We start from the raw sequence: 24,578 nt of genomic DNA on the forward strand, positions 1-24,578 counted from the left end.
GTTATACTTCTGTATATTTGAAAAGTTTTACTTTGATTTTTTGAATAGAAAGACATTTGGGTTAAATTGTGAGATAATAATAAAGAAGAGTTTAAAGCGTTCCCCAAAAACCACTCCCCCATAAGTGTGTTACGCTTTAAACTCTTTTATATTTGAAGCCATTAAAAAGTATATCATATAACTGTAAAAAATAATGGGAAAAAGGCTTACAATTGGAGTGGTAGTTAATTAGTGATTTATTTTTGATTTTATAGCACTGATACTATAAGATATAGATATCATCATATTACACAATCTTAATACCAACTTAAAAATATCTCCTTTCATAAGTATGGTGATAAAATCCGTTCCGGGCTACCTTTTTAGGTAGCCTACTTTAATCTTTATACCTTTCTGGATCAACGAAAGTATACTTCAAATAGTCATAACGCCGATGATCGCTCCGTGCGTCTGGCACATCAGTCACGATATCAAACAAAAAATATACGTCTTTCTTCATTCTCGTTTTCGCAGCAGGGATTTTAAAGTAGTTCTTATTAGAATAGTAGAGATTGATTAATAAGCTATCTTCGATTGCTAAAAAGAAAACTTCTGAATCCCACACCTTATAAAAATCTTTGACAAATCTATTCGAAGGATCAAATTTAAACCATAATTGTGTTTTTCCTTCCATCAACATAATGTTCACCTCAAAAAAAGTATACGAACAAATGTTCTTTTTGTAAAGTAGGAATATCATTGATAATATGGATGGAACATATATATTAAAAAGTGTTCTTTTTGAATGCTATTTTGAATGCCATTTTGAATGCCATTTTCATTCATTTAACGAAAATCAGCGAAAATAAAAAATGCTCAAACCCTTATAAAATAAGGATTTAAGCATCTAGCGAAATTTGGTGAAATCTCACAATGGAGACGGCGGGAGTCGAACCCGCGTCCAAACACATCGCCACTTAAAAATCTACGTTCATAGTCAACTCATTTGAGGCTTCGCTTTACAGCTTGCCGAGTGACAGGCATTCTGTATCGCTAGTCTGATACTCTCTTTTTCAACTTACAGACGGAAAGTTGAAACGTATCCCACTAAAGTTAGGACCCTTACTCGAGCACATGGGCGATGCCGAGAGGATCTACGCTAACTGTTTTTAGGCAGCTAAAGCGTAAGAGTTGTTTTCGTTTTTAGCAGTTATATTTAACTGTAACGTTTTTACGTAGACGTAACCTACGAAACGCAATTCAAGCTCGACTGTGCCTGTCGAATCCGTAACGTCCCCGTTAGCTAACAAGGGTTACGTGTATTTTTCATACAAAGTTAGTATAGCACATCTTGGGATAAATTCAATAAAAAAGCGGATGATACCCCAGTATTTATATAAAACTGGCCCTTTCTTAAGAAAAAATAAGTGATTTTTTTAGAAAGGGTCCAGTTTCGAAAAAATATCCTTAAATTAGATCAAAATGCTTCAATGCGTGGACAATCCCGCCTTCTGTATTTTTCTTTGTGATGAAAGTAGAAAGCTCTTTTAATCCATCATAGGCATTGCCCATAGCGATTTTGTTGTCGCAAGCTTCCAACAAGGCAAAATCATTCGGACCATCACCAAATCCAAAAGTAGGAACTTCTTCTAATTGAAGTTCTTTTTTCAGTCGTTTGACACCTGCGCCTTTTGAGATTCCTTTCTTCACTGTATCAATCGAGTAAGGACCATTCCGATAAAAAGTTAGCTCAGGAAAATGTTCATGATAGTATTCGTCACCCGATTGAGATAAGATAAGTAACATATTTACTGTATTGTCTTTAAAGCCTAGAGGATCTATTTCCGGCACATCTGAATGGATAAAGTCATAAGCATCGATCATTGTTTGGCTATGACCGGTACACCAGATTTTCTGGTCGTTATAGTAAGAAAGTTCGTGCCCATTCAACTGTACATGATCATACATTTTTTGACATTCTTCTGAAGAAAATGTTTGAGAGTAGATTTCTTCACCGTTTACTCGAATGAAAGAACCGTTCATGGTGACCGCAGAAGTAATGCCCGCGTCTTCCATAATCGAGTGGATTTCTGCTTCTGTACGTCCTGTGGCGATGACGGGAAGAACGTTGTTTTCTTTTAATGCGTTCATAGCTTTTGCCACTTCGGGTGTGATTTTTGACTTCGCATCTAGTAATGTCCCATCAAGATCAAAGAAAGTGATTGCACGATAATTTGACACAAATAAAACTCCTTTTTTATTGGAATAAGTTTATCTTAACAAAGAATGAACAAAAGACAAACCTTTCGTGAAGAATTCCTGAACATATTGGTTCAGTCAACAATATAGAGTATACTATAAGAAGAGAATTTAGGAGGGAAAGAATGATTTTTTTCAGTATTGGTATCTTATTCTTAATAATTGGCAGTCTTTTTCGGATTCTGCCCTCAAAAGGAAACCTGCCTTTTTATGGGTACCATTCGCCTCTTGCCGCAAAAACAGACGCTCATTGGCGACTAGCACAAAAGACAAGCGGGAACTGGTTTTTCCTTATGGGCTTACTGATGACATTGATTGGTTATTATTTAAAGATATCTGGACATACGAATTATTTTTTGATCGAAATGCTATTATTGGTATTTCCAATTATGCCCATTTTTATTATGACAGAAAAAAAATTACAGAGATATGACCTGGAAACTGGAGGGAACGATAATGAATATTTTAATGATTGAAGATAATCAATCTGTTTCTGAAATGATGCAGATGTTTTTCTTAAATGAAGGTTGGGAAGCAACCTTCAAGTATGATGGAAAAGAAGGGCTTGACGCCTTTTTAGAAAACCCCCAACACTGGGACATGATTACATTGGACTTGAATTTGCCTACAATGGACGGCATGCTAGTAGGAAGAGAGATCCGCAAAGTTTCAAGCACAGTGCCGATTATCATGCTGACAGCTAGAGATTCTGAAAGTGATCAGGTGATCGGCTTGGAGATGGGGGCAGATGATTATGTGACAAAACCTTTCAGTCCGCTGACGCTTATTGCTCGAATGAAAGCTTTACATCGCCGTAGCGAGTTGGCAGAAGCAAGAGAAGAAGCAGCGGTTTCAGATGACCATTTTGATATTGAGACCAGTCATTTCAAGATGAATACGAAAACACGAGAAGCATATCTGGACAATCGGCCCATCGAAGGCTTGACGCCTAAAGAATTCGATCTATTGTTTACTTTAGCAAAAAAACCACGACAAGTATTTTCTCGGGAACAGTTGCTTGAACTAGTCTGGGATTACCAGTATTTTGGTGATGAACGGACAGTAGATGCCCATATCAAGAAATTGCGTCAAAAAATTGAAAAGGTCGGACCACAAGTTATCCAAACTGTTTGGGGAGTCGGCTACAAATTTGATGATTCTGGTGTTGCCTAATGCGTTATTTGTATCAGCAACTCTTAGCTTTTTGCGGAATGGTCGCGTTGATCTTATTGATCGTCGGAGTTTCTTTTACGCAACTGACAAAACAGACGATTGAAGAAAACAATTATCAGCAACTGTTTGGATACGCTGAATCAGTTGAAAAGACAACGCAAACCTATGCCGATACACTTCCGCAGTTTAGTCAAGATCAGGCATTTCAAAATGCATTGCTGCTGACGGAGCAAGTACTGACAGAACAAAATGTGAATTTTATATTCATCGACAAAAATGAACGTGTCATTTATCCGACCAATACAGCATTGCTGAACTTTACCTTAACAACGGATCAATGGAAAAATCTGAGGAGTGGGCGTCAAGAGAAATTCACATCGAATAAAAACATTTTAGGGCAAGCGCAGGCGACCTCTTACGCACTTGTACCATTCAATTTGAATCATGAATTCTATGGAGCACTTGTAGTCAGTCAACCTGCGCGAAATATCGATAACAGTGTTCGTCCAATTACACTGAACCTGTTCAAAGGTTTCATTTTTTCCAGTATTGTGGCGGTCATTGCCAGTTATGCTTTTGCAGCATTCCAAGTCAAGCGGATCAATCGTTTAAGGAATGCGACGAAAGAAGTGACGAATGGCAATTTTGATGTACAGCTTCCCGTACATGATAAAGATGAATTTGATGAGTTAGCAGATGATTTCAATAAAATGACGAATTCACTGAAAGAATCTCAAGCAGAAATCGAAGAACAAGAAAATCGTCGAAGACAATTCATGGCAGATGCTTCCCATGAGATGAGAACACCTCTTACGACAATCAACGGTCTTCTGGAAGGGTTGGAATACAATGCAATCCCTGAGAATCAGCGAGAAAATGCGATTAAATTGATGAAGAATGAAACAGAGCGTCTGATCCGTTTAGTGAATGAAAATTTGGATTATGAAAAAATCCGTACGAATCAAATCAGTATGGTCATAAAAAAATTCAATGGTACAGAAACATTGAGGAATATTGTTGCCCAGTTAGAAGCTAAAGCAGAGGCAGCAGGGGATACGTTGATACTGAAAGCTGATGATGATATCGATGTTTACGCTGATTATGACCGTTTTGTCCAAATCATGGTCAATATTATTCAAAACGCGATACAATTTACCGAAAACGGCCAAATCATGGTCACCCTGGAAAAAGGTTATCTTGAAACGATCATCACGATCGAAGATACGGGAATTGGAATGTCTGAACAACAAATGAAAAGTATCTGGGATCGCTATTATAAAGTAGATCCTTCAAGAAAAAATACAAAATATGGTGAATCAGGATTAGGTTTACCAATCGTGCAACAGCTTGTTCGCCTGCATAAAGGAAAATTAGAAGTAGAAAGCGAACTGGGAAAAGGAACGAAATTCACTGTTCGTTTGCCTGACGTAGAAATCAAAGAAGAGTAAAAAAACAAGTGATATAAAAGATCATGAATCGATCTTCTATATCGCTTGTTTTCTTATAATAAAATGACTGATTTAACCCGCAGGCTCTAAACGATCAATGTAAGGACTTTGAGCAATAGTAGCGTCATGCGTAAAGAGTAAAATACCTTGATTTTCTTCATGAGCTAAATAAGAAAGCAAGTGGAGCAGTTCTTGGATCTCCAATATACTAAGTTCATCAAAGGTGTCTTCAATAACAATATTGTTTCGTTTGGAAAGCAACGCATGAAGCAATTGAAGCTTTACTTTCTCAAAAGGCGTAAGCTCAGTCGCCGCACAATTAAGTAATGAAGAAGAGATATCAAGTTTTTCTTGATAGGCTAAACGATCTTGTTTGATTCCCTTTTCTGGTAAATCTAACAGTACATGGTCTTTGAGCTTTAGGTAAGGAAACATTGGCCAATCTTTTTGAACGATGGCGAAATTTTCCAGATTAGCAACTAGAACTTCTTTTTTTAAGTGCTCTAATATCTTATCCTGTTTTTCGAGGGGACACAAGATAACGGTCAAATGGTCAGCGTTAATCAAATATTCAGGTTTCATTACGTTTAGGCCTCCTGCTTTGCAAGTGATGGATAAAAAAAGTGAATGGGAATAGGCTGAGAATCAGACAGCACCCGCTAAGTCCAACAAGTGTTTGGGCAAAGCCTCTAAGAATATCTGTGAAAAACAGATCATTTTGAAAATCAATAGTAAAGAAAGTCTGCTGATCCATCGGAATCGTAAGTCCGCTTACTGAAGTCAAGATATCACGGATATCTGGCAGCTCAGCAGTCTTTAAGACAAGAAAATTGATCCTTTGAAGCAGTGTTTCATAAACCGACTGGAAGCTGACGATCCACAATAAAACCAAGATACAACAAAGAAAGAGAGGAAAGAACAGCTGCCAAAAAATAAAAAGGAACAGTTTGGCTTTAGAAAGACCAGTCAGGCGCCAATTCATCAATTCTTGCTGGTTTTGCCTGAGTGAATAGTAAAAGAAAAAGATAAAAAAGAAGGCAAACAGAAAAAATAAACTGAATATGCCTTTTAGATAAAATCGGCTAGCTAATTCTAAAGCCGGAAGAAGCGCCGTAGATGCAGAAGCACCGATAAATGAAAGCCGATCTTGGACTTGATTCGCTAAAGCCGATTGCAAATGGTAAAGAGTCAGGCATGCTATCAATAAAAAAGCAGAAAAGCTTGAAAATAAACAATAGAGTATTGTCTGCTTTTTGTAATAAATTAATCGAGCAGTAGCATAGCGGATCATTTTCATACTTTTCACCTCTATAAAAAGTATAAAAAATGAATATGAATAAAGTATGAAATTCCTTTAGTAAAATCACGAATTAAAACCAAAACCAGGAAACCTCTTGCAAAAAGCAAGAGGTTTTGAAAAAAGAGCTGCGACAAGATATTTGTCACAGCTCCTTTCAGATTTGTTTTGTCATTCGGAAGAACTTGTGGTCGTTCCGTGAAGTTCTTGATACGTTTGAGTTTTATAAAGATCAACAGTTGATTGTCCGTTGTGTTGACTAAAGACACTAGTTGATTTGTCACCTAGAGATTTTTCAGCTTCTTTTAATTTCTCTAAGCCATTCTTGTAGTCATAATCACTGGTATCAATTGGGTCTAATCCACTATTCGTATAGAACCGAAGAAGATCACCGTTATTGATTTGATCAGAAACAGCTAACTGTTTATCAACTTTTTCTTTGAGTGAATCAATTTCATTTTGTACTTCCTCAGTAGGTTCAGTAATGGCCTCACCAGTTTCGTTACTGTAGATGGTACCACCGTAGTAAGTATATTTTGGAGTAACAAAATCGCCATCACGGAAAGAAACAAGCTGTTCATGATCTTTCGAGAATAGATCTTGTCCTAACTGAATATAATTTTTTGTATCTACACCTAGTAAATGGAGCAGCGTAGGCAAAGCATCAACTTGGCCGCCATAAGTGTGATTGATCCCGCCTTGTGTTTGTCCAGGAATATGAATCATATAAGGGACACGCTGCATTTGTGCATTGTCATAATTAGTCCAAGTAGAACTCGTTTTTCCAACTAGTTCAGCTAGATTTTTATTTCTAGAATTCGAGACACCATAATGGTCACCGTAAAGAACGATAACTGAATTATCATACAAGCCGCTTTCTTTCAAATAGTTGAAGAATTCTTGTACGGCAGTGTCTAAATAATTAGCTGTCGCGAAGTAACCGTTAATCGTTTCATCGTTTGTATTGGCTAACGGGAATCCAGCTTCGTCATTGGTGAATTTCGAATAAGGATAATGGTTAGATACAGCAATGAATTTTGAATAAAATGGTTGTTGCAGACGTTCCAAGTATTGTACAGATTGTTGGAAAAATGGTTTATCATGCAAACCGTATTGGAACGAATTGTCATCATTAACGTCATAATAAGAAGAATCGAAGAAATAATCATATCCTAAATTCTTATAGGTCTCGTTTCGATTCCAGAATGTGCCGGCGTTCCCATGGAACACTGCACTTGTGTAGCCTTCTGTTTGACTTAAAATATCAGGTGCAGCTTGGAAAGTATTTTTTCCGCCTAATTGTGTGAACAAGGAGCCTTGATTCAAGCCAAACAATGAATTTTCCATCAGCGTTTCCGCATCACTTGTTTTTCCTGCTTTTACTTGATGGAAAAAGTTGTCAAAACTGAACGTGCTATTGCTGTGATAAAGACTATTGATGAAAGGTGTAACTTCATGTTGGACACCATTCTCATCTGTCAATTTATAATCGATCAAGAATTGTTGGAAGCTTTCTAAATGGATATAAATCACATTTTTTCCTTTAGCAAGTCCAAACAAATCATCATTTGGTGCTGCGTAATGTTCTTTTACATAATTTTCTACTTCTTTCATATCATTGGGGCTTGCTTCTGCCCGCACTTGGTTTGTCTGGTAAGTTTGAACGCCGTCGTAAACCATGAAAGCATTCAAGCCAAGATATTTGACCAAATAATCCCGAGAGAATGTACGAGTCAATAATTCTGGACGATCAGCTTCCGCCATAAAAAGATTTCCTGAGAAAATCATAACGGCTAATGTAGAGATTGCAAAAGCCATTCTTGCTCGAATCGGACGAGGGTCCAACTTGATTTTTTTGGCGATCAGTAGGACAGTCAAGATAATGAAATCGATCCAATAGATCACGTCATATGGGCGAAACAGTCGAATGGCACTTTCTCCCAGACCACTTGCTACTTTCCCAGCACCTAAAATCGTGTTGATCGTAATGAAGTCCGTGAATTCTCGATAATAAGTGACATTCGAAAAAACAAGCAACGTCAAAAGAAAATAAATGACCATTATCGTGATATAAGCAACTCTAGGGCGTCTGATATAAAGAGCAATTCCAAGTAATAACAGTGTAGTTGCAATAGGATTGATAAATAAGATAAAGTATTGAATGCCACTTTCAATTCCGAGATGGAAATCAACCAAATAGGCAAAAATCGTTTTCAACCAAAGTAAAACGACTAGTAAAGAAAAAAATCCGAGCCTCTTATTCAAAAAGGCAGGTGTTTTTATATATTTCAAGATAATCTTCCTTTCTGCACTTCTTAATCACAGAAGTGCCATGAAACCATGTTACACAGCTCACTTATTCTCATTTATTTTACTAGTATGACAATATAGTGTCAATTGAAACCAGAACTTTGTGCTGTTTCATTAAGGTTTTCTTTAAGCTTGATGAAAAAGAAGCAGTAAGACAAGACCTATGTTTTTTGTTATACTTGAGAAGAGAAAGCTAAAGCAGGTGAAGGAATGAAAGTACAAGTAAAAAAAAGAGCAAGCAGTCGATTGAAAAAAGGCTATCCATTGATCCAAAAAGAAGACCTTGCACATCCTCAAAAAGAAACCACGCAATGGGTGGAATTAGTTGATCCGCAAAATCAATTTATCGCAAAAGGATATTTAGGAAAGCAGAATAAAGGGATCGGTTGGGTACTGAGCCAGCAGGATATCCCATTTGATCAATCATTTTTTGAAGAACTTTTTGTGAAGTCAAAAGAAAAAAGAACTTTCTTTTTTTCAGATGATTCTACTACCGCTTTTCGTATATTCAATGGAGAAGGAGACGGAATCGGCGGTCTGATTATTGATTATTATGCAGGTTATGCTGTTTTTTCTTGGTATAACGAGACGTTATATACACATCGTGAATTATTGATTCAAGCTTTTCGTGAAATCTATCCGGAAATCATCGGTGGATATGAGAAAATTCGTTTTGAATCAGTGAATCTGCCTGAGAGCCAGTTCATTTACGGAAAAGAGGCACCGGAGCCCTTGATCGTAAAAGAAAACGGAATAAAATTTGCCGTTTATTTAAATGAAGGATTAATGACTGGTATCTTTCTAGACCAAAAAGAAGTACGGGGATCATTGGCAGAAGGTTTCGCTTCTGGGAAAACAGTTTTGAACATGTTTAGTTATACCGGCGCCTTTTCTGTTGCTGCCGCAATGGGAGGGGCAATCGAAACGACAAGTGTCGATCTAGCAAAACGCAGTTTGAAAAAAACACAAGAACAGTTTGAAGTGAATGGCCTGGATGTCGATCAGCAAAAAATCATTGTTATGGACGTATTCGAGTATTTCAAATACGCAAAAAGAAAACAATTTTTATATGACATGATTGTGTTGGATCCACCAAGTTTTGCCAGAAACAAGAAAAAAGTCTTTCGCGTAGCAAAAGATTATGGGGAACTGGTCAAGGATAGTCTGGATATTTTAGCAGAAAATGGGATACTTATTGCGTCTACAAATGCTGCAAATGTCTCGATCGAACAATTCCAAACAATGATCGAAGAGGAATTCCATGCCAAGAATGTTTCTTTTGAACAACTTGCTTTATATCGTTTGCCAAAAGATTTCCAGACGACGGATACCTTTTTAGAAGGTAATTATCTGAAAGTGTTTGTTTATCAAATTAAAAATAACCATTAGAAGGAGCGATGCAGAGTGGTTCGGATAAAGGGATTGAATATAGGAAGCGGTAGACCAAAGATTTGTGCGCCTCTTATCGGAGCCGTCCGAGAGGAAGTATTACGTGAAGCAGTTCTTGCACGTGAAGCAGGGGCCGACTTAGTAGAATGGCGAGTCGATCATTATCGTAAGGTTTTTTCTTTTGATGAAGTTGCAGAAACATTGGTTCTTATCCATGAGATGCTTGATGGACTGCCGTTATTATTTACGTTTCGTACCTTAGCTGAAGGCGGAGAACAAGACATTTCGATCCGTCAGTATCGCGACCTCTATGAACATGTGATACACACAGGATTAGTAGATATGGTCGATATCGAGTTGTTCAAAGTAGAAAGTCTAGGAAAAGGACTGATAGAGGAAATCAAGTCTTTAAACATTCCTTTAATTATCAGTAGTCATGATTTTAAAGAAACACCAACTGACCCTGTCTTGCTTTACCGACTGAATGTCATGGAACATTTTGGCGCTGATATCGGAAAGTTGGCAGTGACTCCCAATAATGAACGAGATGTTTTGCGGTTGATGGAGTTGACTAGACGGGCAAATGCTTTTGTCTCCATGCCTATCATTACGATGTCTATGGGCGATCTGGGAAAAATTTCTCGTCTGGCTGGCGGAACGACAGGATCCGTCATGACGTTTGGTTCCTTAAGCAATGCTTCTGCTCCAGGACAATTACCGGTTAAAGCATTGAAGCAAATTATCCAATTATTAAATGAACCGTTGTAGAACAAGTTTGAGGTGATATTTTTTGGCAAAGAAAAAAATAGTAAAAACGAATGCGATCCGTATGGTCGAACAAAAAAAGATTCCCTATACAGAACACGAATATGAATGGGACGAAAACCACCTAAGTGCGTCCTCTGTCGCAGAACAGCTCCCAGAGAGCCAATCTCGTATATTTAAAACACTGGTTGCTGTGGGCAATGTGACGGGGCCTCTTGTTGCTGTGATACCAGGAGAAGCCGAATTGAATCTAAAAAAATTAGCAAAAGTTTCAGGGAATAAAAAAGTAGAAATGCTTCATTTGAAAGATTTGGAAGCAACGACCGGATACATACGTGGTGGCTGCTCGCCTATAGGAATGAAAAAACTGTTTCCTACTTATTTAGATCAAATCGCAGAAAACTATGATCAAATCATTGTATCAGCTGGCAGAAGAGGGCTACAGATGGAATTAGCTCCTCAAGATATCTGTGCATTAACGAGCGGACAATTTGCAGATATAAAACAATAAATCATACGTATAAAAGAAAGAAGGAGGCCGGGATGTTGTTTGCCCAGTCTCCTTCTTTCTTTTTTATACATTATGCTCTTTGCCCAGCATTCCTTCCTGCTACATGTCCTGTAGCGAAAGCCGCTGTGATATTAAAGCCGCCAGTATAACCATTGACATCCAGTAATTCTCCGGCAAAATACAGACCATCAATGATTTTACTCTCCAACGTTTTAGGATGAATTTCCTTTAGAGAAACCCCTCCGCCAGTTACAAATGATTTCTCAATAGGAAAAGTCTTGTTGATTGGTAGCTTAAACTCTTTGCATAATTGAACGAAATCTTGAATTTGTTTTTGAGAGGCTTGTTGTCCTGTTAGGCTATCCATTTCAAGCCGCTCAAGAAAGAAAACCAACAATCGCTCAGGTAATAGACCGTGCCAAGCATTTACTAAGTTCTTTTTGGTGGCTTTACTTTTTTCTGTCAATAAATGAATAAGCTCTTGTTTGGTTTGTGTAGGAAAACAATCCAGAGAAAGTGTCACTGGTTCTCCCGTTTTCTCTAATTCTTTATTGACGAAACTTGAACAACGCAGTGCAGCCGGACCAGAAATACCGAAATGGGTGAAAAGTAAATCCATCGTATGTTCAGTCAATACACGGCCTTTTTTATTTAGAACACGTAAAGTGATGTCCTGTAAAGAAAGCCCTTGAAGTGTTTTCTCCTGAATATACGGTTCATCCGATATCAAGGGGGACTCTGTCGCATACAGAGGCGTCACCGTGTGACCCACTCGCTTCACGATCTTATACCCATCTCCAGTAGAACCAGTAGAGGGATAAGTCCGCCCACCAGTTGTTAAGATAACGGCAGGAGCATGGAACTCTTCGAATTCCGTGCGTATACCGTAAATTTTATGTTCTTTGTGGATCAATTTCTCTACTCGAGTAGAGAATAGGATCGTCACATCTAGTTCTTTCAGACGATTAAGTAATGCTTCGATAATCGTTTTTGATTTATTTGTCACAGGAAACATCCGTCCATGATCCTCTTCTTTTAAATGTACGCCTTGTGATTCAAAGAAGTTCATGATATCGAAATTATTCCATTGCGCAAATGTACTATATAAAAAATTTCCATTTCCAGGAATATGTGCGATTAAATCATCAACAGGACGATTATTTGTGACGTTGCACCGACCACCACCTGTCATCAGTAGTTTTTTTCCTGCTTTTTTGTTTTTTTCGATCAAAAGTACGCGTGCGCCTTGTTCAGCTGCACTGATCGCTGCCATCATCCCGCTTGTTCCAGCGCCGACTACGATCACATCATACAGTTTTTCCATTCCCTCACCTCAAGGAAAGTGTAGCATATTTGAAGAAAGAAAACAGAAAAAAATGTTTTGAGCCAAAAGAGAAAATGAGCTAAAATGAGGGAAGATAAGCAAAGGAGCGTGGAACGATGACAAACGCAACAGAATATGTTCAAGCAATTCAAGAAAAGCTACATCAAAAGGATCAAGGACAAGAAGAATTTTTGCAAGCAATCGATGAATTCATGCCCACAGTGATGTCTTTTTTGGACACTCATCCCGAATATATCGAAAAGAATATTTTAGAACTTTTAACAGAACCAGAAAGAATTATTCAATTTCGAGTACCTTGGCAAGATGATAAAGGAAACTGGCGAGTAAATAGAGGCTACCGTATCCAATACAATTCAGCTATCGGCCCTTATAAAGGTGGATTACGCTTTCATCCCAGTGTCAACCTAAGTATCTTGAAATTTTTGGCTTTTGAACAGATTTTCAAGAATAGTTTAACTGGTCTGCCAATCGGCGGAGGAAAAGGTGGGAGTGATTTCGATCCTAAAGGGAAATCTGATAATGAAATCATGCGTTTTTGTCAAAGTTTCATGTTGGAATTGTCAAAACATATTGGGCCATCAATTGATGTTCCTGCAGGAGATATCGGTGTAGGAGCTAGAGAGATCGGTTATTTGTTTGGCGAATATAAACGATTGAAAAAATATGATACTGGTGTGTTGACAGGTAAACCTCTGGATTTTTGGGGAAGTAAGATACGTACAGAAGCGACTGGATATGGATTGGTCTATTATGTCAAACATCTATTGAACGAAGAAAAAGATTCATTTGATCAAAAAACAGTTTTTGTTTCCGGAAGCGGGAATGTAGCCATTTATGCAATCGAAAAAGTGCAAGAACTTGGTGGAAAAGTGGTTACATGTTCAGATTCTAGCGGGTACATCTATGATCCAGAAGGAATAGACGTGTCACTATTGAAAGAAATCAAAGAAATCAAGCGCCAACGTTTAACAGAATACGCGAACCAACGTCCTTCTGCTGTTTATCATGCTGGAGAATCTGTTTGGACATTGAAAGAAAAGGCGGATATCGCTTTGCCATGTGCCACTCAAAACGAAATAGACGAAAGCTTGGCTGAAATCTTAGTAGAAAATGGGATCAAAATCGTAGCAGAGGGCGCTAATATGCCATGTACAGTAAAAGCTGTTTCTGTTCTTCATGAAGCAGATGTGTGGTATTGTCCAGGAAAAGCTGCTAATGCTGGAGGAGTGGCAGTATCTGCTTTAGAAATGAGTCAGAACGCCCAACGATTGACTTGGGAAAGAGAACAAGTGGATGAGCAACTGGATCAAATCATGGAAAAGATTTACCATACGTGTCGCCAAACAGCTGCTGAGTATGGTGACGAAAAAAATCTGCTTCTTGGAGCAAATGTTGCTGGATTTGAAAAAGTTGCCAAAGCAATGGCAGCAGAAGGTTTAGTTTAAAAAATGAAACTTTCTTGGAAATATTGTCAGCATTTTGTTTATTTGCTTGAAAAATAATAAAAAAAAACGTAAAGTATTACCTGTAGAGTAAACCTATAAGGAGGAGAACAAATGGCACACATTCATTTTGACTATTCAAAAGTAGCACCGTTTGTCAATGAACATGAGTTAGGGTACATGCAAAGCCAAGTAACAGCAGCCCACAACGAATTACGGGAAGGAACTGGCGCAGGAAGCGACTTCCGCGGTTGGATCGATTTACCAACGAACTATGACAAAGAAGAATTTGCACGTATCAAAGAAGCAGCTAAAAAAATCCAATCTGATTCTGAAGTATTAGTTGTTATCGGTATCGGTGGTTCTTATTTAGGCGCTCGTGCAGCAATCGACTTCTTGAATCACACATTCTTCAATCTATTAGATAGCGACACACGCAAAGCACCACAAATCTTCTTTGCCGGAAATTCAATCAGCTCAACATATATCGCTGATTTGATCGAAGTAATCGGTGATCGCGACTTTTCAGTAAACGTTATTTCAAAATCTGGAACAACTACTGAACCAGCGATTGCTTTCCGTGTATTCAAAGAGCTTCTTGTTAAGAAATACGGACAAGAAGAAGCAAACAAACGTATCTACGCTACAACAGATAAAGCAAAAGGTGCAGTTAAAGTAGAAGCAGATGCAGAAGGTTGGGAAACTTTCGTGATTCCTGATGATATCGGCGGACGTTTCTCTGTATTGACTGCTGTTGGTTTGTTACCAATCGCTGTTAGTGGAGCAGATATCGACGCATTGATGCAAGGAGCTGCTGATGCAAGCAAAGCTTATTCAAGCGACAAACTAGAAGAAAACGAAGCTTACCAATACGCAGCAATGCGCAACATTCTTTACCGTAAAGGCAAAGTAACTGAGTTATTGATCAATTATGAACCAGGAATGCAATACTTCTCAGAATGGTGGAAGCAATTGTATGGCGAATCTGAAGGAAAAGACCAAAAAGGCATCTATCCTTCAAGCGCAAACTTCTCAACTGATTTGCACTCTTTAGGACAATTCATCCAAGAAGGACGCCGCAACATTTTTGAAACAGTTGTGAAAGTTGAAAAACCTCGTAAATCAATCACGATTCCTGAACAAGCAGAAGACTTAGACGGTCTAGGCTACTTGCAAGGAAAAGAAGTGGACTTCGTAAATACAAAAGCATTTGAAGGAACATTGCTTGCTCATACAGACGGTGACGTACCTAACTTGCTAGTCAAAATTCCAGAAATGGATGCTTACACATTGGGTTACACAATGTACTTCTTTGAAATTGCTGTAGGTATTTCAGGTTACTTGAATGGCATCAACCCATTCGACCAACCAGGTGTAGAAGCTTACAAGAAAAACATGTTCGCACTTCTAGGCAAACCAGGCTTTGAAGATCTTGCTAAAGAATTGAACGAACGCCTGTAAGATAAGGGTTTCTCGCTAGATTTAAAAAATCAGTGATAGAAACATGTTCGCTTCTAAATAAAATTAGTGATAGTTTTAGTGATAGTGAACTTAAAAAAGCACTCAATTTGAGTGCTTTTTTATTTGCTCTTCTATATAGTTTTCTAGTTGATTCATTGATCTTTTTTTCACTTCGGGAGAAATATGGGCATAGACTTGTGTAGTAGAAACATCTTTATGACCTAAAAAATCTTTGATATCTTCTAAAGGTATTCCTGCTTGTCTCGTTCTAGCTGCAAAAGTATGTCTACCATCATGCACAGTTATGTGGGGGAGACTGGCACGTTTTTCAATTCTATGAGAAGCACCGTTAACGGTTCGATCTCTTATTGGAATACCTTTATTTTTACCGTAAGTATTTATAAAAATAAATGCTTCGTGGTCATCTGTTTCAGGTAAAAAACCAAATTCTTTTATTACTTGATTTCTTAAAGTCAATAAGGCTTTCTTTACTCGTTTTGTCATAGGCAATGATCGTGTACCAGATGGGGTTTTTGTGTCATCTGTAATAACCAAACCTTTGTTAGGTCCTTTTTCAGCAGCCCCAAGTCGTTCACGATTAATATTAAGTGTATTCTGAGAAAAATCAATATCAGCCCATTGAAGCCCTAAAGCTTCTGATTTTCGCAATCCTTGATCAAATATAATAAGAAAAAAGGGATACCATATAAATGATTTTTCTTTTTTGGCAAATTCGAGAAATAGTTCAGATTGATCAAAAGTATAATATTTAACTTTCTTTTTATCAGATGGATTTCTTGGAAACTCAACAAAACTAGTAGGGTTATTCTTTATATATCCTAACTGAATAGCTTTTTTGAAAGCATTGCTAAGAGTGGCGTTAATACTTTTGGCTGTTGTTACTGAGAGACCTTCCTTAGTTCTCCCCAAACCCTTTTTAGTAAGTAACTGATTGATGAATCTTTGATGATCAGCTCTAGTATATTTATCTAGTTTATATTTTCCAATATATGGAGTGATGTACATTTTTATATTTGCTCTGTGAACAATTCTTGTTCCTTCTTTAACATTCATTTTATAGTTATTAATCCAATCGTCCATAAACTTTTCTATAGTCAAATTTTTAGGGTTTTTTTGTGTATATTCTTCCGAAGCTATTTCGCCTTCGACAATTTTTGCGAATCTTTCTGCTTCTTCATGACTTTTAAACCCTTTTTTATGAATCTTTTTCTGTAGCTTAGTACCAGGATCAATTCCATTTGATATATAGACTTCATAACGATATTCTTTTGTTTTTTTTAAATAGTACTTTTTAATGGAAGCCATTAAAACCAATCCTTTCGTATTTCATTCCTAATAATAAGAATATTTTAGGGGAGGTATGTTATTTGAACGAATATTTAGAAAATCGTCGTATTAGCAGAGTTTTTATACGAACTTATGTTCTTTTGCGTTTAAAAAGAAAAGCCCGAAGGCCAGTCTTTATTGTAAATTTAAGTTAATATCATATGTGTGATACGAGTTTTCATCATCATAATTATCAGTTTCATAGCTAGAATCAATCTTCAATCGAAGAGATTTGATTGAAGATGCAACAGGAAGTTTTGATAAAGGATAGATGCCCCAACCATCTTTTTTTGTTCCTTTCATGAAGTCACCATCCCATGAATCATAATTAAAGACTCCGCCATCATCAACTTGCTCACCATAGTCAGTTACAATTGTGGCTTGATTAGGGTATATAGATACATCTTGTTGTGTATTATCTATGTTGTAATGCACGGCTACAAAACCATTGTATTGATTATCTGAATAGTCTTTGATATCAGTAGTTTTCACAACTGAGACCCGATCGATATTTAGGTTAACACCCGCCCAAGAATTATCATTAAAATTGGTTGAATAATCTTGTTTACCTTGTACTTCTATGGATTCTCCATCAGGTACATTATCAGCTATTTTTCCGAAATCTGAATCATTTGATAGAAGATTAGTCTTTTTTTCCACAGAGCTACTGAATTCAAGAGAAACCATTGTAGAGCTCGCAGTGGTTGTTTCTTTAGGCGTATCAGAATTTGAATTACTATTTCCACATGCTCCTAGTACAATACTAGAGAACAGAATTAATCCTAACCCAACTATTTTTTTCATTTCTTCCTCCATAACAATAAAAATATATTTACTCCCACTTAAAGGCAGGTAGTGATAGTCGCCAATTAAATTAAAAATCTATATGAATTTTTAGGAAGTCCATACAAATTTGTTAAATCTTCAATTTTTCTAGGGTATTGATCATTATCTTCTTTATAAAGAGAAATAATAAGATTGGCGGCAAAGCAATTCGCTTCGCTTTCTGATTTGCTTCTGGAGGATCGAGTAGAGACATAATAACTAGATAAACCTTGATGAAAAATTGCGTGACCTAGTTCGTGAGCACAAATATAGAACCGTTCTTCAGAATACTTTAGTTCGTGATTTAGAAGAATAACCGAACGCCCTAACAGTTCTTGAAATTGTCCCTTTGGATTATTCAAAAAAGGAACATACCTAATCTGAATATCCATTTTTTCGCAAATAGTAAAGGGATTAGCTGAATTATATTTTTGCTTCAGTTTGCCAACTAGACTAATTACGTCCATCTCCATAGAAAATCACTTCTCTTTACTTTTGTCTTCTTTTCTAAATTCCCAAAATAGACCTGTCAAAACATCTTTTACCCGTTGTTTCTCTTCATCTGTTAATGTTTCACCACCATAAGCCATGTTAACGTTGGAATCGAGCATTTTATCTAATTCAATTAAATCATTTTCATCGGCCCATTTTGGCGTTTTATTTCTTCCTAATAAATAATCAGTAGTAACATCAAAAATATTAGCTAAAGATTGAAGAATAGAAAAGTCAGGCTCTCTCTTTCCACTTTCATAGGCTGTATAAGCAGGGCGAGTAATTCCTAACTTATCAGCAACTTCTTGTTGCGTCATTTTCTTTGAAAGCCTCAATTCTTTGATTTTTTCTGGAAACATTTCGACACCCACTTTCTATATAAATGGTAACACGCTGTTACGTATAAATGAATCTAAAAACAAGTAACTCTTTGTTACTTTTTGCATTGGCAAGTAACTATGTGTTACTTATAATGTATTTGTAACGAAATGACACTTAAATAGGAGGTATATGATGAGGAAATGGCTAATTGAAAAAAGAGAGCAACAAAATCTAACTCAAGAAAAAGTAGCTAAAAGATCAGGAATTCAGCGTTCTTATTATAGTATGATTGAGAGTGGCAAGAGAAGTCCTAGTCCATTTGTAGCTATGAAAATTGCTACTGTTTTATCCTTTGATTGGACTATTTTTTTTAATCAACAAAGTAACAAAGTGACACATGGAGAGGTGATCAAATGAAAAAGAACGATAAGGATTTTCTTGAAGGTAAATTTTGTACGATTGTTTTGCCAATATTACTTTCTATTATTGTTTCAATTGTCTACAAATTATTAGTTAACTAAGAAAGGAGTGCTTTTCATGTCACGACAAGAAAAAATAAACATCGTACTTGATGCAAGGCCGAGACTAGTTCACATCATCAAATGTGCCACAGATGATCAACTTGGGGAATATGTCGGAAAAGTGTTAGATGATATGGTTATGACTGTCCCGTTTACTGATGTCCCACCATTAGAAGGAATTCGTTCAGATGGGGAGCCTTTAACAATTAATGATCAATTATTTGATCCGCAAGAAAACCGATGGATTGTTTTGACGAATGTATTGGATCACAATAAGCTAAATAATCTTGAAGCAGTGTACGAGGCACTGGAAAACGAGAACGGCAATCTAAAACAGCTCAATGCCAAACTCATGCTAAATGATGTAGCAATTAAACAGGAAAACACTGCATTAAAAGAAAAAGCTGATAGTTTAGCACAAATCAATTCAAAAATGATGCTTGCTTCGATTCAAAACAGCAAGGATATTGCAGAAATTAAAGAGCAATTAAATCCAGCTTCAAAGGGAGGTGAGTAGTATGTTTAGTTTTAGCGATGTGAAAATGATGTATGATTGGGGCTGTTTTACTGACGATCAAGTTCTACAGTTCGTTCCGCTATGCATTACAGACGAAGAAGCAGAAAAAATTATTAACAATGAAGAGAGTGCATCTTAATTGATGTGCTTTTAGTTTTGATACAAGGAGTTGCAATATGATTAATTTAGGGGAATGGGGAGCGATAGCAGGATCAATAACCGCTATCGTTTCTTTGATTTTATTAGTAATTAGACCGATTGTTGCATCATTTACAAAAATTACGAAAACACTATCACAAGTGAGTTACAACTTGGAACTATTAACAAAAGATTTAGAATCGAGCAAATCAGATCGATTGATGATTCATGAAGAACTAAAGAAACACGATGAAAGATTAGATACACATGCAGAAAAATTGGTAGAACACACACAACAAATTAAAACTTTATTTAGGGAAACATCTCGATAAAAATAGAAAGAAGATGAATAAAGATGATCTTACCTGATAAATATTATCAAATCATTAAGTGGGCGGTACTTACGGTACTTCCGGCTACATCTGTATTAGTTGCAACACTAGGCAAAGCATATGGATGGAATGGAACAGATATGACAGTTCTGACTATCAATGCAGTAGCGACGTTTTTAGGTGTTATCACTGGTGTGTCTGCATATAACTTAAAAAAATAGGAGGAAAAAAATGAAGAAGAAAATCATTTTATCATTGAGCCTAATAATGGCTCTTTTTTTATTGCCAATTAATGGGTTTGCCTATACGATTAACAATGAATTTGATTTAGGTGTAAATGAAGGTAGCTCTCAAGTAGCGAATAATCAGTATATTTTACTGCATGAAACAGCTAACGAAACAGCAACAGGACGCAATGAAGCACAGTATATGCAACGTTCATGGACTAGTGCTTACACTGCTTACATTGTGGGAGACGGCGGAATTGTTTACCAAGTTGGACAACTTGGTTATGTGCAGTATGGCGCTGGTTCATATGCTAATGCAAATAGTCCTGTGCAAATCGAGTTACAACACACACATGATAAAGAAACTTTTGAAAAGAACTATAAAGTATACGTTGAATTGGCAAGAGATTCAGCAATGAAATATGGTATTCCATTAACATTAGACACTCCTTATAACCAACCAGGAATCAAATCGCATTTATGGGTAACACAAAATATTTGGGGCGATCATACAGATCCTTACGGTTATCTTTCTGAAATGGGTGTAAGTAAAGAAAAACTAGCCTATGATTTGGCTCATGGTTTTACGGATGATAATCCAACTACTTCGGAGGATAAACCAGTAATTGATCCAACTCGAGCAGGTGCTGCAAATTCTACGCTGACAGATGGAACAAATTACGCCCACATTGATCAGTTCGGAGAAATCGAAAACGCAAACTTGCATGTAGCTGGATGGCACATTGCTAATTATAAATACGAGTATATTTTCATTATGGACTACAATACTGGAAAAGAACTAGCTAGAGTAAGAGCTGATGGGATTTATAGACCAGACGTAAATCAAGCTTATAATACTTTAGGAAATGTTGGCTATCATGTATCTTTCAATATGCGTGATTTCCCTAATAAGAAAGTATACGTCATGATGCGTGCGACAAACGATCCAGAAGGAAATACTAAGGGTGGAGCACAAGATTTTCATGACAAGCGTTGGTATTTAAATATTCCACAACGATAAAAAATTCCCCCCTCTTTGAGGGGCGGTACATAAAAATTTATTATTTAGATTCTATAAACATGTGCAACTTATCTAACAACAAAGTATATATTCTACAGAAGTAAACAAATAGCTTATATTTTAGGATGTACACAAATTGACAAGTATAATAAAACTTTGATAAAATACAAATGTTTTTTATTTTTATGTGTGATTAGTTAGAACTTACTTAAATCCTATTATAATATTTTTGTTAATGATTTTAATAAAATGATTGGAGAGAAAATGATGGATCAAAAAGCGTTTATCGAATCTATTGATTCTACAATCGATAGATTAAAAAAAGAAATTCGATTTTATAATAGAGTAATTGGTATCGGAAATATTATAAAAATAGTCTTATCAGCTAGTATCCCAATATTAATTGATCAGGCTTCCGAACACAGGTCTTTACTATTGATTGTTTCAATTGCTTCAGCAATAATTACAATTATACAAAGTGGGATGTCTGCATTTAATTATCAAGATAAAGTACAGACTTCGACAGAGTTATTAATGAAAATTGAAAAAGAAAAGTTGTTATATATAACGAAAACATCCCCATATAATAAAACAGATGAAGAAAATTTCCATTTAATCGTTACAACCCTTCAAACTGAATTAATTGATATTATCTCTGATTTTAATCAAGTTAATAACTAAAAATTTATTTAATTAGAAAGTAGTGCAGATAATACTAATTGTACAATTAAGAAAAGAGATAAGACTTTACATTCCTAAAAAAATGTAAAGTCTTATCTCTTTTCTTAATGCTATAAATTCATAATAACATTATGGACAATAAATTTAAAATTTATTCAGACTGTAGACACACTCCTAAATTTAGAGTGTTGTTTGCAGTCTGACGACTCAAAAATGAACCGTATAAATCAATTATAGTAATAAGTCATTGATTTCTTTAAATTCTTTATCAAGTTCTTTTTCATCATATTTTTCATATTTATCAGCTTCATGAAGAACTTTTTTAATTTCATGAATAGCCTTTCGTTCAACTAACCATTTTTTTAGGTTATGTTTTTTTTCTGGATTTTCAGATAACGTATCAAGTTCGTCTAACTCTTTATCCAGTTTATTGACAACAGAAACAATTTTGTTTACAACTTTTTCTTCTTTGTTTTCTAAATTTGACATTTATCTTCACGTCCTTTTTATTTGATAATTTAAGTATAGAACTTTGATATAGTTTATACAAATAGAAACGCTTCTTCGTGTATTCTGTGATTTTCTTTTGAAATGAGGAAAACTTTGGAGTAAAATGAACGTGGACAGAACAATATTTAGGAGGAATAAACTATGTGTACGTCTATTACTTATGTAACAAGTGATCATTATTTTGGAAGGAATTTTGATTATGAAATATCTTACAATGAAGTAGTCACTGTTACTCCAAGAAATTATAAGTTGAATTTTCGAAAGGTAAATGATTTGGATACTCATTATGCAATGATTGGTATTGCCGCTGGTATAGCTGACTACCCTCTTTATTACGATGCGACAAATGAAAAAGGATTGAGTATGGCTGGGCTAAATTTTTCTGGGTATGCTGATTATAAAGAAATACAAGAAGGGAAAGACAATGTATCTCCTTTTGAATTTATTCCTTGGATTTTAGGACAATGCTCAACAGTAGGAGAAGCTAAAAAATTGTTAAAAAATATCAATTTAGCAAATATAAATTATAGTGATGAACTTCCTTTATCCCCTTTACATTGGCTATTAGCTGATAAAGAAAAATCAATTGTCATTGAAAGTATGAAAGATGGACTTCATATATATGATAACCCTGTGGGCGTTCTTACCAATAATCCTTCATTTGACTATCAATTATTTAATTTAAACAATTATCGTGTCTTATCGAGTGAAACTCCTAAAAATAATTTTTCAAATCAAATAAGTTTGAATGCCTATAGCCGCGGTATGGGAGGGATAGGCTTGCCTGGAGATTTATCCTCAGTATCTCGTTTTGTTAAAGCGACTTTTACGAAGCTGAATTCTGTATCTGGAGATTCAGAGTCAGAAAGTATTAGTCAATTTTTCCATATCTTAGGCTCAGTAGAACAACAAAAAGGTTTGTGTGATGTTGGTGATGGAAAATATGAATATACAATTTATTCTTCTTGTTGCAATGTTGACAAAGGAATCTATTATTATCGAACATATGAAGACAGTCAAATTACTGCAATTGATATGAATAAAGAAGACTTAGATAGTCATAAGTTAATTAGTTATCCAATTATAGAAAAACAACAAATTAAATATATAAATTAGTTAATGTGTTGTGATTGATTATTTAATATAGATATAATACAAAAAGGCAAAGATATTTTCAAAACATTTTTTCTTGATGTGATATCCTTGTCTTTTTTGTAATGTTTTTAACTTATTGCTTTTGCAAAATTTATTTACCTGTTTTCTGGATCAACGATAGTGTATATTATGCTATCCTTGTTTGGATTTTAGGACGTTTAAAGAGGCACTTTTTTACATAACTTAATCCATAGACATAGACCTTTTAAGCATGCTGTGAGATAATAATAAAGAAGAGTTTAAAGCGCACCCCAAACCACTTCCCCATAAGTGTATTACGCTTTAAACTCTTTTATATTTGAATTCACTAAGAAGCATACCATATATTTGAATTTACTAAGAAGCATACCATATATTTGAATTCACTAAGAAGCATACCATATTTTTGAAAAAAAGTGAGAAAAAAGGCTTATAATTAGGATTTAGAGTAATTAATTAGATGTTTATTTTATAGGACTGATACTATAGATTACAAATAGTATCGTATTTCGCAATCTTAAATTATCTTCTTACTATAAATAAGATAATAAAATTTGTATTTGTCCTTTTTAGGTAACTTATTTTAATCTATATACCTTTCTGGATCAACGAAAGTATACTTTATATAGTCATAACGCCGATGATCGCTCCGTGCGTCTGGCACGTCAGTCACGATATCAAACAAAAAATATACATCTTTCTTCATTCTAGTTTTCGCAGCAGGAATTTTAAAGTAGTTCTTATTAGAATAGTAGAGATTGATTAATAAGCTATCTTCGATTGCTAAAAAGAAAACTTCTGAATCCCATACTTTGTGAAAGTCTTTAATGAATTTGTTCGAAGGATCAAATTTAAACCATAATTGTGTTTTTCCTTCCATTAACATATAAAGTTCACCTCAAAAAGAGTATACGAACAAACGTTCTTATTGTAAACCCTAAAATAGATTTTCCTGAATATGTATTGACAATATCTAAACGATAATATGCATTTCTTCTTATAAAAAGACCCTAGCAATTAAATTTGGTTGAGGTCTTTTTTCGTTCTTCTATTAATTTTTCTAACTCCTGTTTCAATATACATATAAAAAAGTAAAAATAATAGAAAAACTAGTGATAGTTTTGGTGATAGTG

At 35.7% G+C, this 24,578-nt stretch carries 28 protein-coding genes and 1 other RNA gene; 16 read left to right on the plus strand and 13 right to left on the minus strand.

The annotated features are described in order from the left end of the window. Positions 1-376 precede the first annotated feature (376 nt). From A5849_RS06530 to A5849_RS06540, 3 genes are all read right to left on the minus strand, one after another. Positions 377-679: a DUF5960 family protein gene (locus tag A5849_RS06530; protein WP_002326906.1), complete on the minus strand. Its 303-nt coding sequence runs from the start codon at positions 677-679 to the stop codon at positions 377-379. Between the two features lie 231 nt (positions 680-910). Next, positions 911-1,277, minus strand: a transfer-messenger RNA (tmRNA) gene (ssrA, locus tag A5849_RS06535). A 169-nt stretch (positions 1,278-1,446) separates the two neighbouring features. Further along, positions 1,447-2,220 (minus strand): Cof-type HAD-IIB family hydrolase, encoded by a 774-nt coding sequence (locus A5849_RS06540; protein WP_002290402.1) that lies wholly within the window; start codon positions 2,218-2,220, stop codon positions 1,447-1,449. Between the two features lie 143 nt (positions 2,221-2,363). Here A5849_RS06540 and A5849_RS06545 point away from each other — a divergent pair, with 143 nt between their 5' ends. The 3 genes from A5849_RS06545 to A5849_RS06555 are packed head-to-tail and all read left to right on the plus strand — an operon-like array spanning position 2,364 to position 4,859. Then, positions 2,364-2,714: an SdpI family protein gene (locus A5849_RS06545; RefSeq protein WP_002308810.1), complete on the plus strand. Its 351-nt coding sequence runs from the start codon at positions 2,364-2,366 to the stop codon at positions 2,712-2,714. Next, a complete protein-coding gene (locus A5849_RS06550) occupies positions 2,695-3,411 on the plus strand; it encodes a response regulator transcription factor (RefSeq protein ID WP_002290404.1) in 717 nt (238 codons plus the stop codon). The genes A5849_RS06545 and A5849_RS06550 overlap by 20 nt, the downstream gene beginning before the upstream one ends. Further along, the gene (locus A5849_RS06555) at positions 3,411-4,859 is read left to right on the plus strand and encodes a HAMP domain-containing sensor histidine kinase (protein ID WP_002313582.1); all 1,449 of its coding nucleotides are present in this window, start codon (positions 3,411-3,413) and stop codon (positions 4,857-4,859) included. The genes A5849_RS06550 and A5849_RS06555 overlap by 1 nt, the downstream gene beginning before the upstream one ends. A gap of 72 nt (positions 4,860-4,931) precedes the next feature. On the opposite strand, the gene A5849_RS06560 is transcribed toward A5849_RS06555, so the two are convergent. The 3 genes from A5849_RS06560 to A5849_RS06570 all read right to left on the minus strand — a co-directional run bounded on the left by A5849_RS06560 (position 4,932) and on the right by A5849_RS06570 (position 8,448). Then, entirely contained in the window at positions 4,932-5,441 is a 510-nt protein-coding gene (locus A5849_RS06560) for a hypothetical protein (protein WP_002308814.1), read from the minus strand. After that, positions 5,431-6,156: an FtsX-like permease family protein gene (locus A5849_RS06565; RefSeq protein ID WP_002316381.1), complete on the minus strand. Its 726-nt coding sequence runs from the start codon at positions 6,154-6,156 to the stop codon at positions 5,431-5,433. Before A5849_RS06565 ends, A5849_RS06560 begins: the two co-directional genes overlap by 11 nt. A gap of 171 nt (positions 6,157-6,327) precedes the next feature. Beyond that, a complete protein-coding gene (locus A5849_RS06570) occupies positions 6,328-8,448 on the minus strand; it encodes an LTA synthase family protein (RefSeq protein ID WP_002308821.1) in 2,121 nt (706 codons plus the stop codon). A gap of 228 nt (positions 8,449-8,676) precedes the next feature. Here A5849_RS06570 and A5849_RS06575 point away from each other — a divergent pair, with 228 nt between their 5' ends. The 3 genes from A5849_RS06575 to ybaK are packed head-to-tail and all read left to right on the plus strand — an operon-like array spanning position 8,677 to position 11,131. Then, positions 8,677-9,855 (plus strand): class I SAM-dependent rRNA methyltransferase, encoded by a 1,179-nt coding sequence (locus tag A5849_RS06575; protein ID WP_002308823.1) that lies wholly within the window; start codon positions 8,677-8,679, stop codon positions 9,853-9,855. A gap of 15 nt (positions 9,856-9,870) precedes the next feature. Next, the gene (aroD, locus tag A5849_RS06580; protein WP_002313585.1) at positions 9,871-10,623 is read left to right on the plus strand and encodes a type I 3-dehydroquinate dehydratase; all 753 of its coding nucleotides are present in this window, start codon (positions 9,871-9,873) and stop codon (positions 10,621-10,623) included. A gap of 22 nt (positions 10,624-10,645) precedes the next feature. Further along, positions 10,646-11,131: a Cys-tRNA(Pro) deacylase gene (gene ybaK / locus A5849_RS06585; RefSeq protein ID WP_002290411.1), complete on the plus strand. Its 486-nt coding sequence runs from the start codon at positions 10,646-10,648 to the stop codon at positions 11,129-11,131. A 70-nt stretch (positions 11,132-11,201) separates the two neighbouring features. On the opposite strand, the gene A5849_RS06590 is transcribed toward ybaK, so the two are convergent. Then, positions 11,202-12,455 carry an NAD(P)/FAD-dependent oxidoreductase gene (locus A5849_RS06590; protein ID WP_002336491.1) on the minus strand — a complete coding sequence of 418 codons (1,254 nt, stop codon included), beginning with the start codon at positions 12,453-12,455 and terminating at the stop codon, positions 11,202-11,204. 116 nt (positions 12,456-12,571) lie between these two features. Here A5849_RS06590 and gdhA point away from each other — a divergent pair, with 116 nt between their 5' ends. Both gdhA and A5849_RS06600 read left to right on the plus strand, forming a co-directional pair. Beyond that, positions 12,572-13,921: an NADP-specific glutamate dehydrogenase gene (gene gdhA / locus A5849_RS06595; RefSeq protein WP_002308828.1), complete on the plus strand. Its 1,350-nt coding sequence runs from the start codon at positions 12,572-12,574 to the stop codon at positions 13,919-13,921. 111 nt (positions 13,922-14,032) lie between these two features. Continuing rightward, a complete protein-coding gene (locus A5849_RS06600; protein ID WP_002290415.1) occupies positions 14,033-15,379 on the plus strand; it encodes a glucose-6-phosphate isomerase in 1,347 nt (448 codons plus the stop codon). 102 nt (positions 15,380-15,481) lie between these two features. Here the strand turns inward: A5849_RS06600 and A5849_RS06605 are convergent, their stop codons facing one another. From A5849_RS06605 to A5849_RS06620, 4 genes are all read right to left on the minus strand, one after another. Next, positions 15,482-16,705: a site-specific integrase gene (locus A5849_RS06605; protein ID WP_002348541.1), complete on the minus strand. Its 1,224-nt coding sequence runs from the start codon at positions 16,703-16,705 to the stop codon at positions 15,482-15,484. A 156-nt stretch (positions 16,706-16,861) separates the two neighbouring features. Further along, positions 16,862-17,530 (minus strand): hypothetical protein, encoded by a 669-nt coding sequence (locus A5849_RS06610; RefSeq protein WP_002320149.1) that lies wholly within the window; start codon positions 17,528-17,530, stop codon positions 16,862-16,864. Positions 17,531-17,595: 65 nt separating this feature from the next. Further along, positions 17,596-18,024, minus strand: coding sequence for an ImmA/IrrE family metallo-endopeptidase (locus A5849_RS06615; RefSeq protein ID WP_002320148.1), 429 nt, complete (start codon positions 18,022-18,024; stop codon positions 17,596-17,598). A gap of 6 nt (positions 18,025-18,030) precedes the next feature. Further along, on the minus strand, positions 18,031-18,402 hold the full coding sequence (locus A5849_RS06620; protein ID WP_002320147.1) for a helix-turn-helix domain-containing protein: 372 nt from the start codon (positions 18,400-18,402) through the stop codon (positions 18,031-18,033). A 154-nt stretch (positions 18,403-18,556) separates the two neighbouring features. On the opposite strand from A5849_RS06620, the gene A5849_RS06625 reads away from it, so the two are divergent. The 7 genes from A5849_RS06625 (at position 18,557) to A5849_RS06655 (ending at position 21,801) form a co-directional block, all read left to right on the plus strand. Beyond that, complete coding sequence (locus A5849_RS06625; protein ID WP_002320146.1) at positions 18,557-18,781, plus strand: helix-turn-helix domain-containing protein; 225 nt, start codon at positions 18,557-18,559, stop codon at positions 18,779-18,781. 237 nt (positions 18,782-19,018) lie between these two features. Next, a complete protein-coding gene (locus A5849_RS06630) occupies positions 19,019-19,402 on the plus strand; it encodes a hypothetical protein (RefSeq protein ID WP_229038100.1) in 384 nt (127 codons plus the stop codon). 1 nt (position 19,403) lies between these two features. After that, on the plus strand, positions 19,404-19,541 hold the full coding sequence (locus tag A5849_RS06635; RefSeq protein ID WP_002334791.1) for an XkdX family protein: 138 nt from the start codon (positions 19,404-19,406) through the stop codon (positions 19,539-19,541). Positions 19,542-19,578: 37 nt separating this feature from the next. Continuing rightward, on the plus strand, positions 19,579-19,872 hold the full coding sequence (locus A5849_RS06640) for a hypothetical protein (RefSeq protein WP_002308840.1): 294 nt from the start codon (positions 19,579-19,581) through the stop codon (positions 19,870-19,872). A gap of 23 nt (positions 19,873-19,895) precedes the next feature. Continuing rightward, positions 19,896-20,093, plus strand: a complete 198-nt coding sequence (locus tag A5849_RS06645; RefSeq protein WP_002314481.1) for a phage holin — start codon at positions 19,896-19,898, stop codon at positions 20,091-20,093. A gap of 10 nt (positions 20,094-20,103) precedes the next feature. Then, positions 20,104-21,120: an N-acetylmuramoyl-L-alanine amidase gene (locus A5849_RS06650; protein ID WP_086310024.1), complete on the plus strand. Its 1,017-nt coding sequence runs from the start codon at positions 20,104-20,106 to the stop codon at positions 21,118-21,120. Positions 21,121-21,369: 249 nt separating this feature from the next. Continuing rightward, positions 21,370-21,801 carry a DUF4231 domain-containing protein gene (locus A5849_RS06655; protein WP_002308843.1) on the plus strand — a complete coding sequence of 144 codons (432 nt, stop codon included), beginning with the start codon at positions 21,370-21,372 and terminating at the stop codon, positions 21,799-21,801. A gap of 231 nt (positions 21,802-22,032) precedes the next feature. On the opposite strand, the gene A5849_RS06660 is transcribed toward A5849_RS06655, so the two are convergent. After that, a complete protein-coding gene (locus A5849_RS06660; RefSeq protein ID WP_002295273.1) occupies positions 22,033-22,290 on the minus strand; it encodes a hypothetical protein in 258 nt (85 codons plus the stop codon). 162 nt (positions 22,291-22,452) lie between these two features. On the opposite strand from A5849_RS06660, the gene bsh reads away from it, so the two are divergent. After that, complete coding sequence (gene bsh / locus A5849_RS06665; RefSeq protein WP_002287105.1) at positions 22,453-23,427, plus strand: choloylglycine hydrolase; 975 nt, start codon at positions 22,453-22,455, stop codon at positions 23,425-23,427. Between the two features lie 601 nt (positions 23,428-24,028). On the opposite strand, the gene A5849_RS06670 is transcribed toward bsh, so the two are convergent. After that, positions 24,029-24,331 (minus strand): DUF5960 family protein, encoded by a 303-nt coding sequence (locus A5849_RS06670; protein WP_002308844.1) that lies wholly within the window; start codon positions 24,329-24,331, stop codon positions 24,029-24,031. Positions 24,332-24,578: the final 247 nt, after the last annotated feature.

The sequence above is a fragment of the Enterococcus sp. 10F3_DIV0382 genome (genome assembly GCF_002140245.1).
GTDB lineage: Bacteria > Bacillota > Bacilli > Lactobacillales > Enterococcaceae > Enterococcus_B > Enterococcus_B lactis.

Bases quoted from the DNA above. Each gene is read 5' to 3' on its own strand.
- A5849_RS06630 (WP_229038100.1), top strand. From the start codon at position 19,019: ATGGTTATGACTGTCCCGTTTACTGATGTCCCACCATTAGAAGGAATT.
- A5849_RS06530 (WP_002326906.1), bottom strand. From the start codon at position 679: ATGTTGATGGAAGGAAAAACACAATTATGGTTTAAATTTGATCCTTCG.
- A5849_RS06640 (WP_002308840.1), top strand. From the start codon at position 19,579: ATGATTAATTTAGGGGAATGGGGAGCGATAGCAGGATCAATAACCGCT.
- A5849_RS06635 (WP_002334791.1), top strand. From the start codon at position 19,404: ATGTTTAGTTTTAGCGATGTGAAAATGATGTATGATTGGGGCTGTTTT.
- A5849_RS06670 (WP_002308844.1), bottom strand. From the start codon at position 24,331: ATGTTAATGGAAGGAAAAACACAATTATGGTTTAAATTTGATCCTTCG.
- A5849_RS06605 (WP_002348541.1), bottom strand. From the start codon at position 16,705: ATGGCTTCCATTAAAAAGTACTATTTAAAAAAAACAAAAGAATATCGT.
- A5849_RS06660 (WP_002295273.1), bottom strand. From the start codon at position 22,290: ATGTCAAATTTAGAAAACAAAGAAGAAAAAGTTGTAAACAAAATTGTT.
- A5849_RS06645 (WP_002314481.1), top strand. From the start codon at position 19,896: ATGATCTTACCTGATAAATATTATCAAATCATTAAGTGGGCGGTACTT.
- A5849_RS06555 (WP_002313582.1), top strand. From the start codon at position 3,411: ATGCGTTATTTGTATCAGCAACTCTTAGCTTTTTGCGGAATGGTCGCG.
- A5849_RS06625 (WP_002320146.1), top strand. From the start codon at position 18,557: ATGAGGAAATGGCTAATTGAAAAAAGAGAGCAACAAAATCTAACTCAA.
- bsh (WP_002287105.1), top strand. From the start codon at position 22,453: ATGTGTACGTCTATTACTTATGTAACAAGTGATCATTATTTTGGAAGG.
- A5849_RS06655 (WP_002308843.1), top strand. From the start codon at position 21,370: ATGATTGGAGAGAAAATGATGGATCAAAAAGCGTTTATCGAATCTATT.
- A5849_RS06545 (WP_002308810.1), top strand. From the start codon at position 2,364: ATGATTTTTTTCAGTATTGGTATCTTATTCTTAATAATTGGCAGTCTT.
- A5849_RS06550 (WP_002290404.1), top strand. From the start codon at position 2,695: ATGAATATTTTAATGATTGAAGATAATCAATCTGTTTCTGAAATGATG.
- A5849_RS06610 (WP_002320149.1), bottom strand. From the start codon at position 17,530: ATGAAAAAAATAGTTGGGTTAGGATTAATTCTGTTCTCTAGTATTGTA.
- A5849_RS06620 (WP_002320147.1), bottom strand. From the start codon at position 18,402: ATGTTTCCAGAAAAAATCAAAGAATTGAGGCTTTCAAAGAAAATGACG.
- A5849_RS06575 (WP_002308823.1), top strand. From the start codon at position 8,677: ATGAAAGTACAAGTAAAAAAAAGAGCAAGCAGTCGATTGAAAAAAGGC.
- A5849_RS06565 (WP_002316381.1), bottom strand. From the start codon at position 6,156: ATGAAAATGATCCGCTATGCTACTGCTCGATTAATTTATTACAAAAAG.
- A5849_RS06615 (WP_002320148.1), bottom strand. From the start codon at position 18,024: ATGGAGATGGACGTAATTAGTCTAGTTGGCAAACTGAAGCAAAAATAT.
- A5849_RS06590 (WP_002336491.1), bottom strand. From the start codon at position 12,455: ATGGAAAAACTGTATGATGTGATCGTAGTCGGCGCTGGAACAAGCGGG.
- A5849_RS06560 (WP_002308814.1), bottom strand. From the start codon at position 5,441: ATGAAACCTGAATATTTGATTAACGCTGACCATTTGACCGTTATCTTG.
- gdhA (WP_002308828.1), top strand. From the start codon at position 12,572: ATGACAAACGCAACAGAATATGTTCAAGCAATTCAAGAAAAGCTACAT.
- A5849_RS06650 (WP_086310024.1), top strand. From the start codon at position 20,104: ATGAAGAAGAAAATCATTTTATCATTGAGCCTAATAATGGCTCTTTTT.
- A5849_RS06600 (WP_002290415.1), top strand. From the start codon at position 14,033: ATGGCACACATTCATTTTGACTATTCAAAAGTAGCACCGTTTGTCAAT.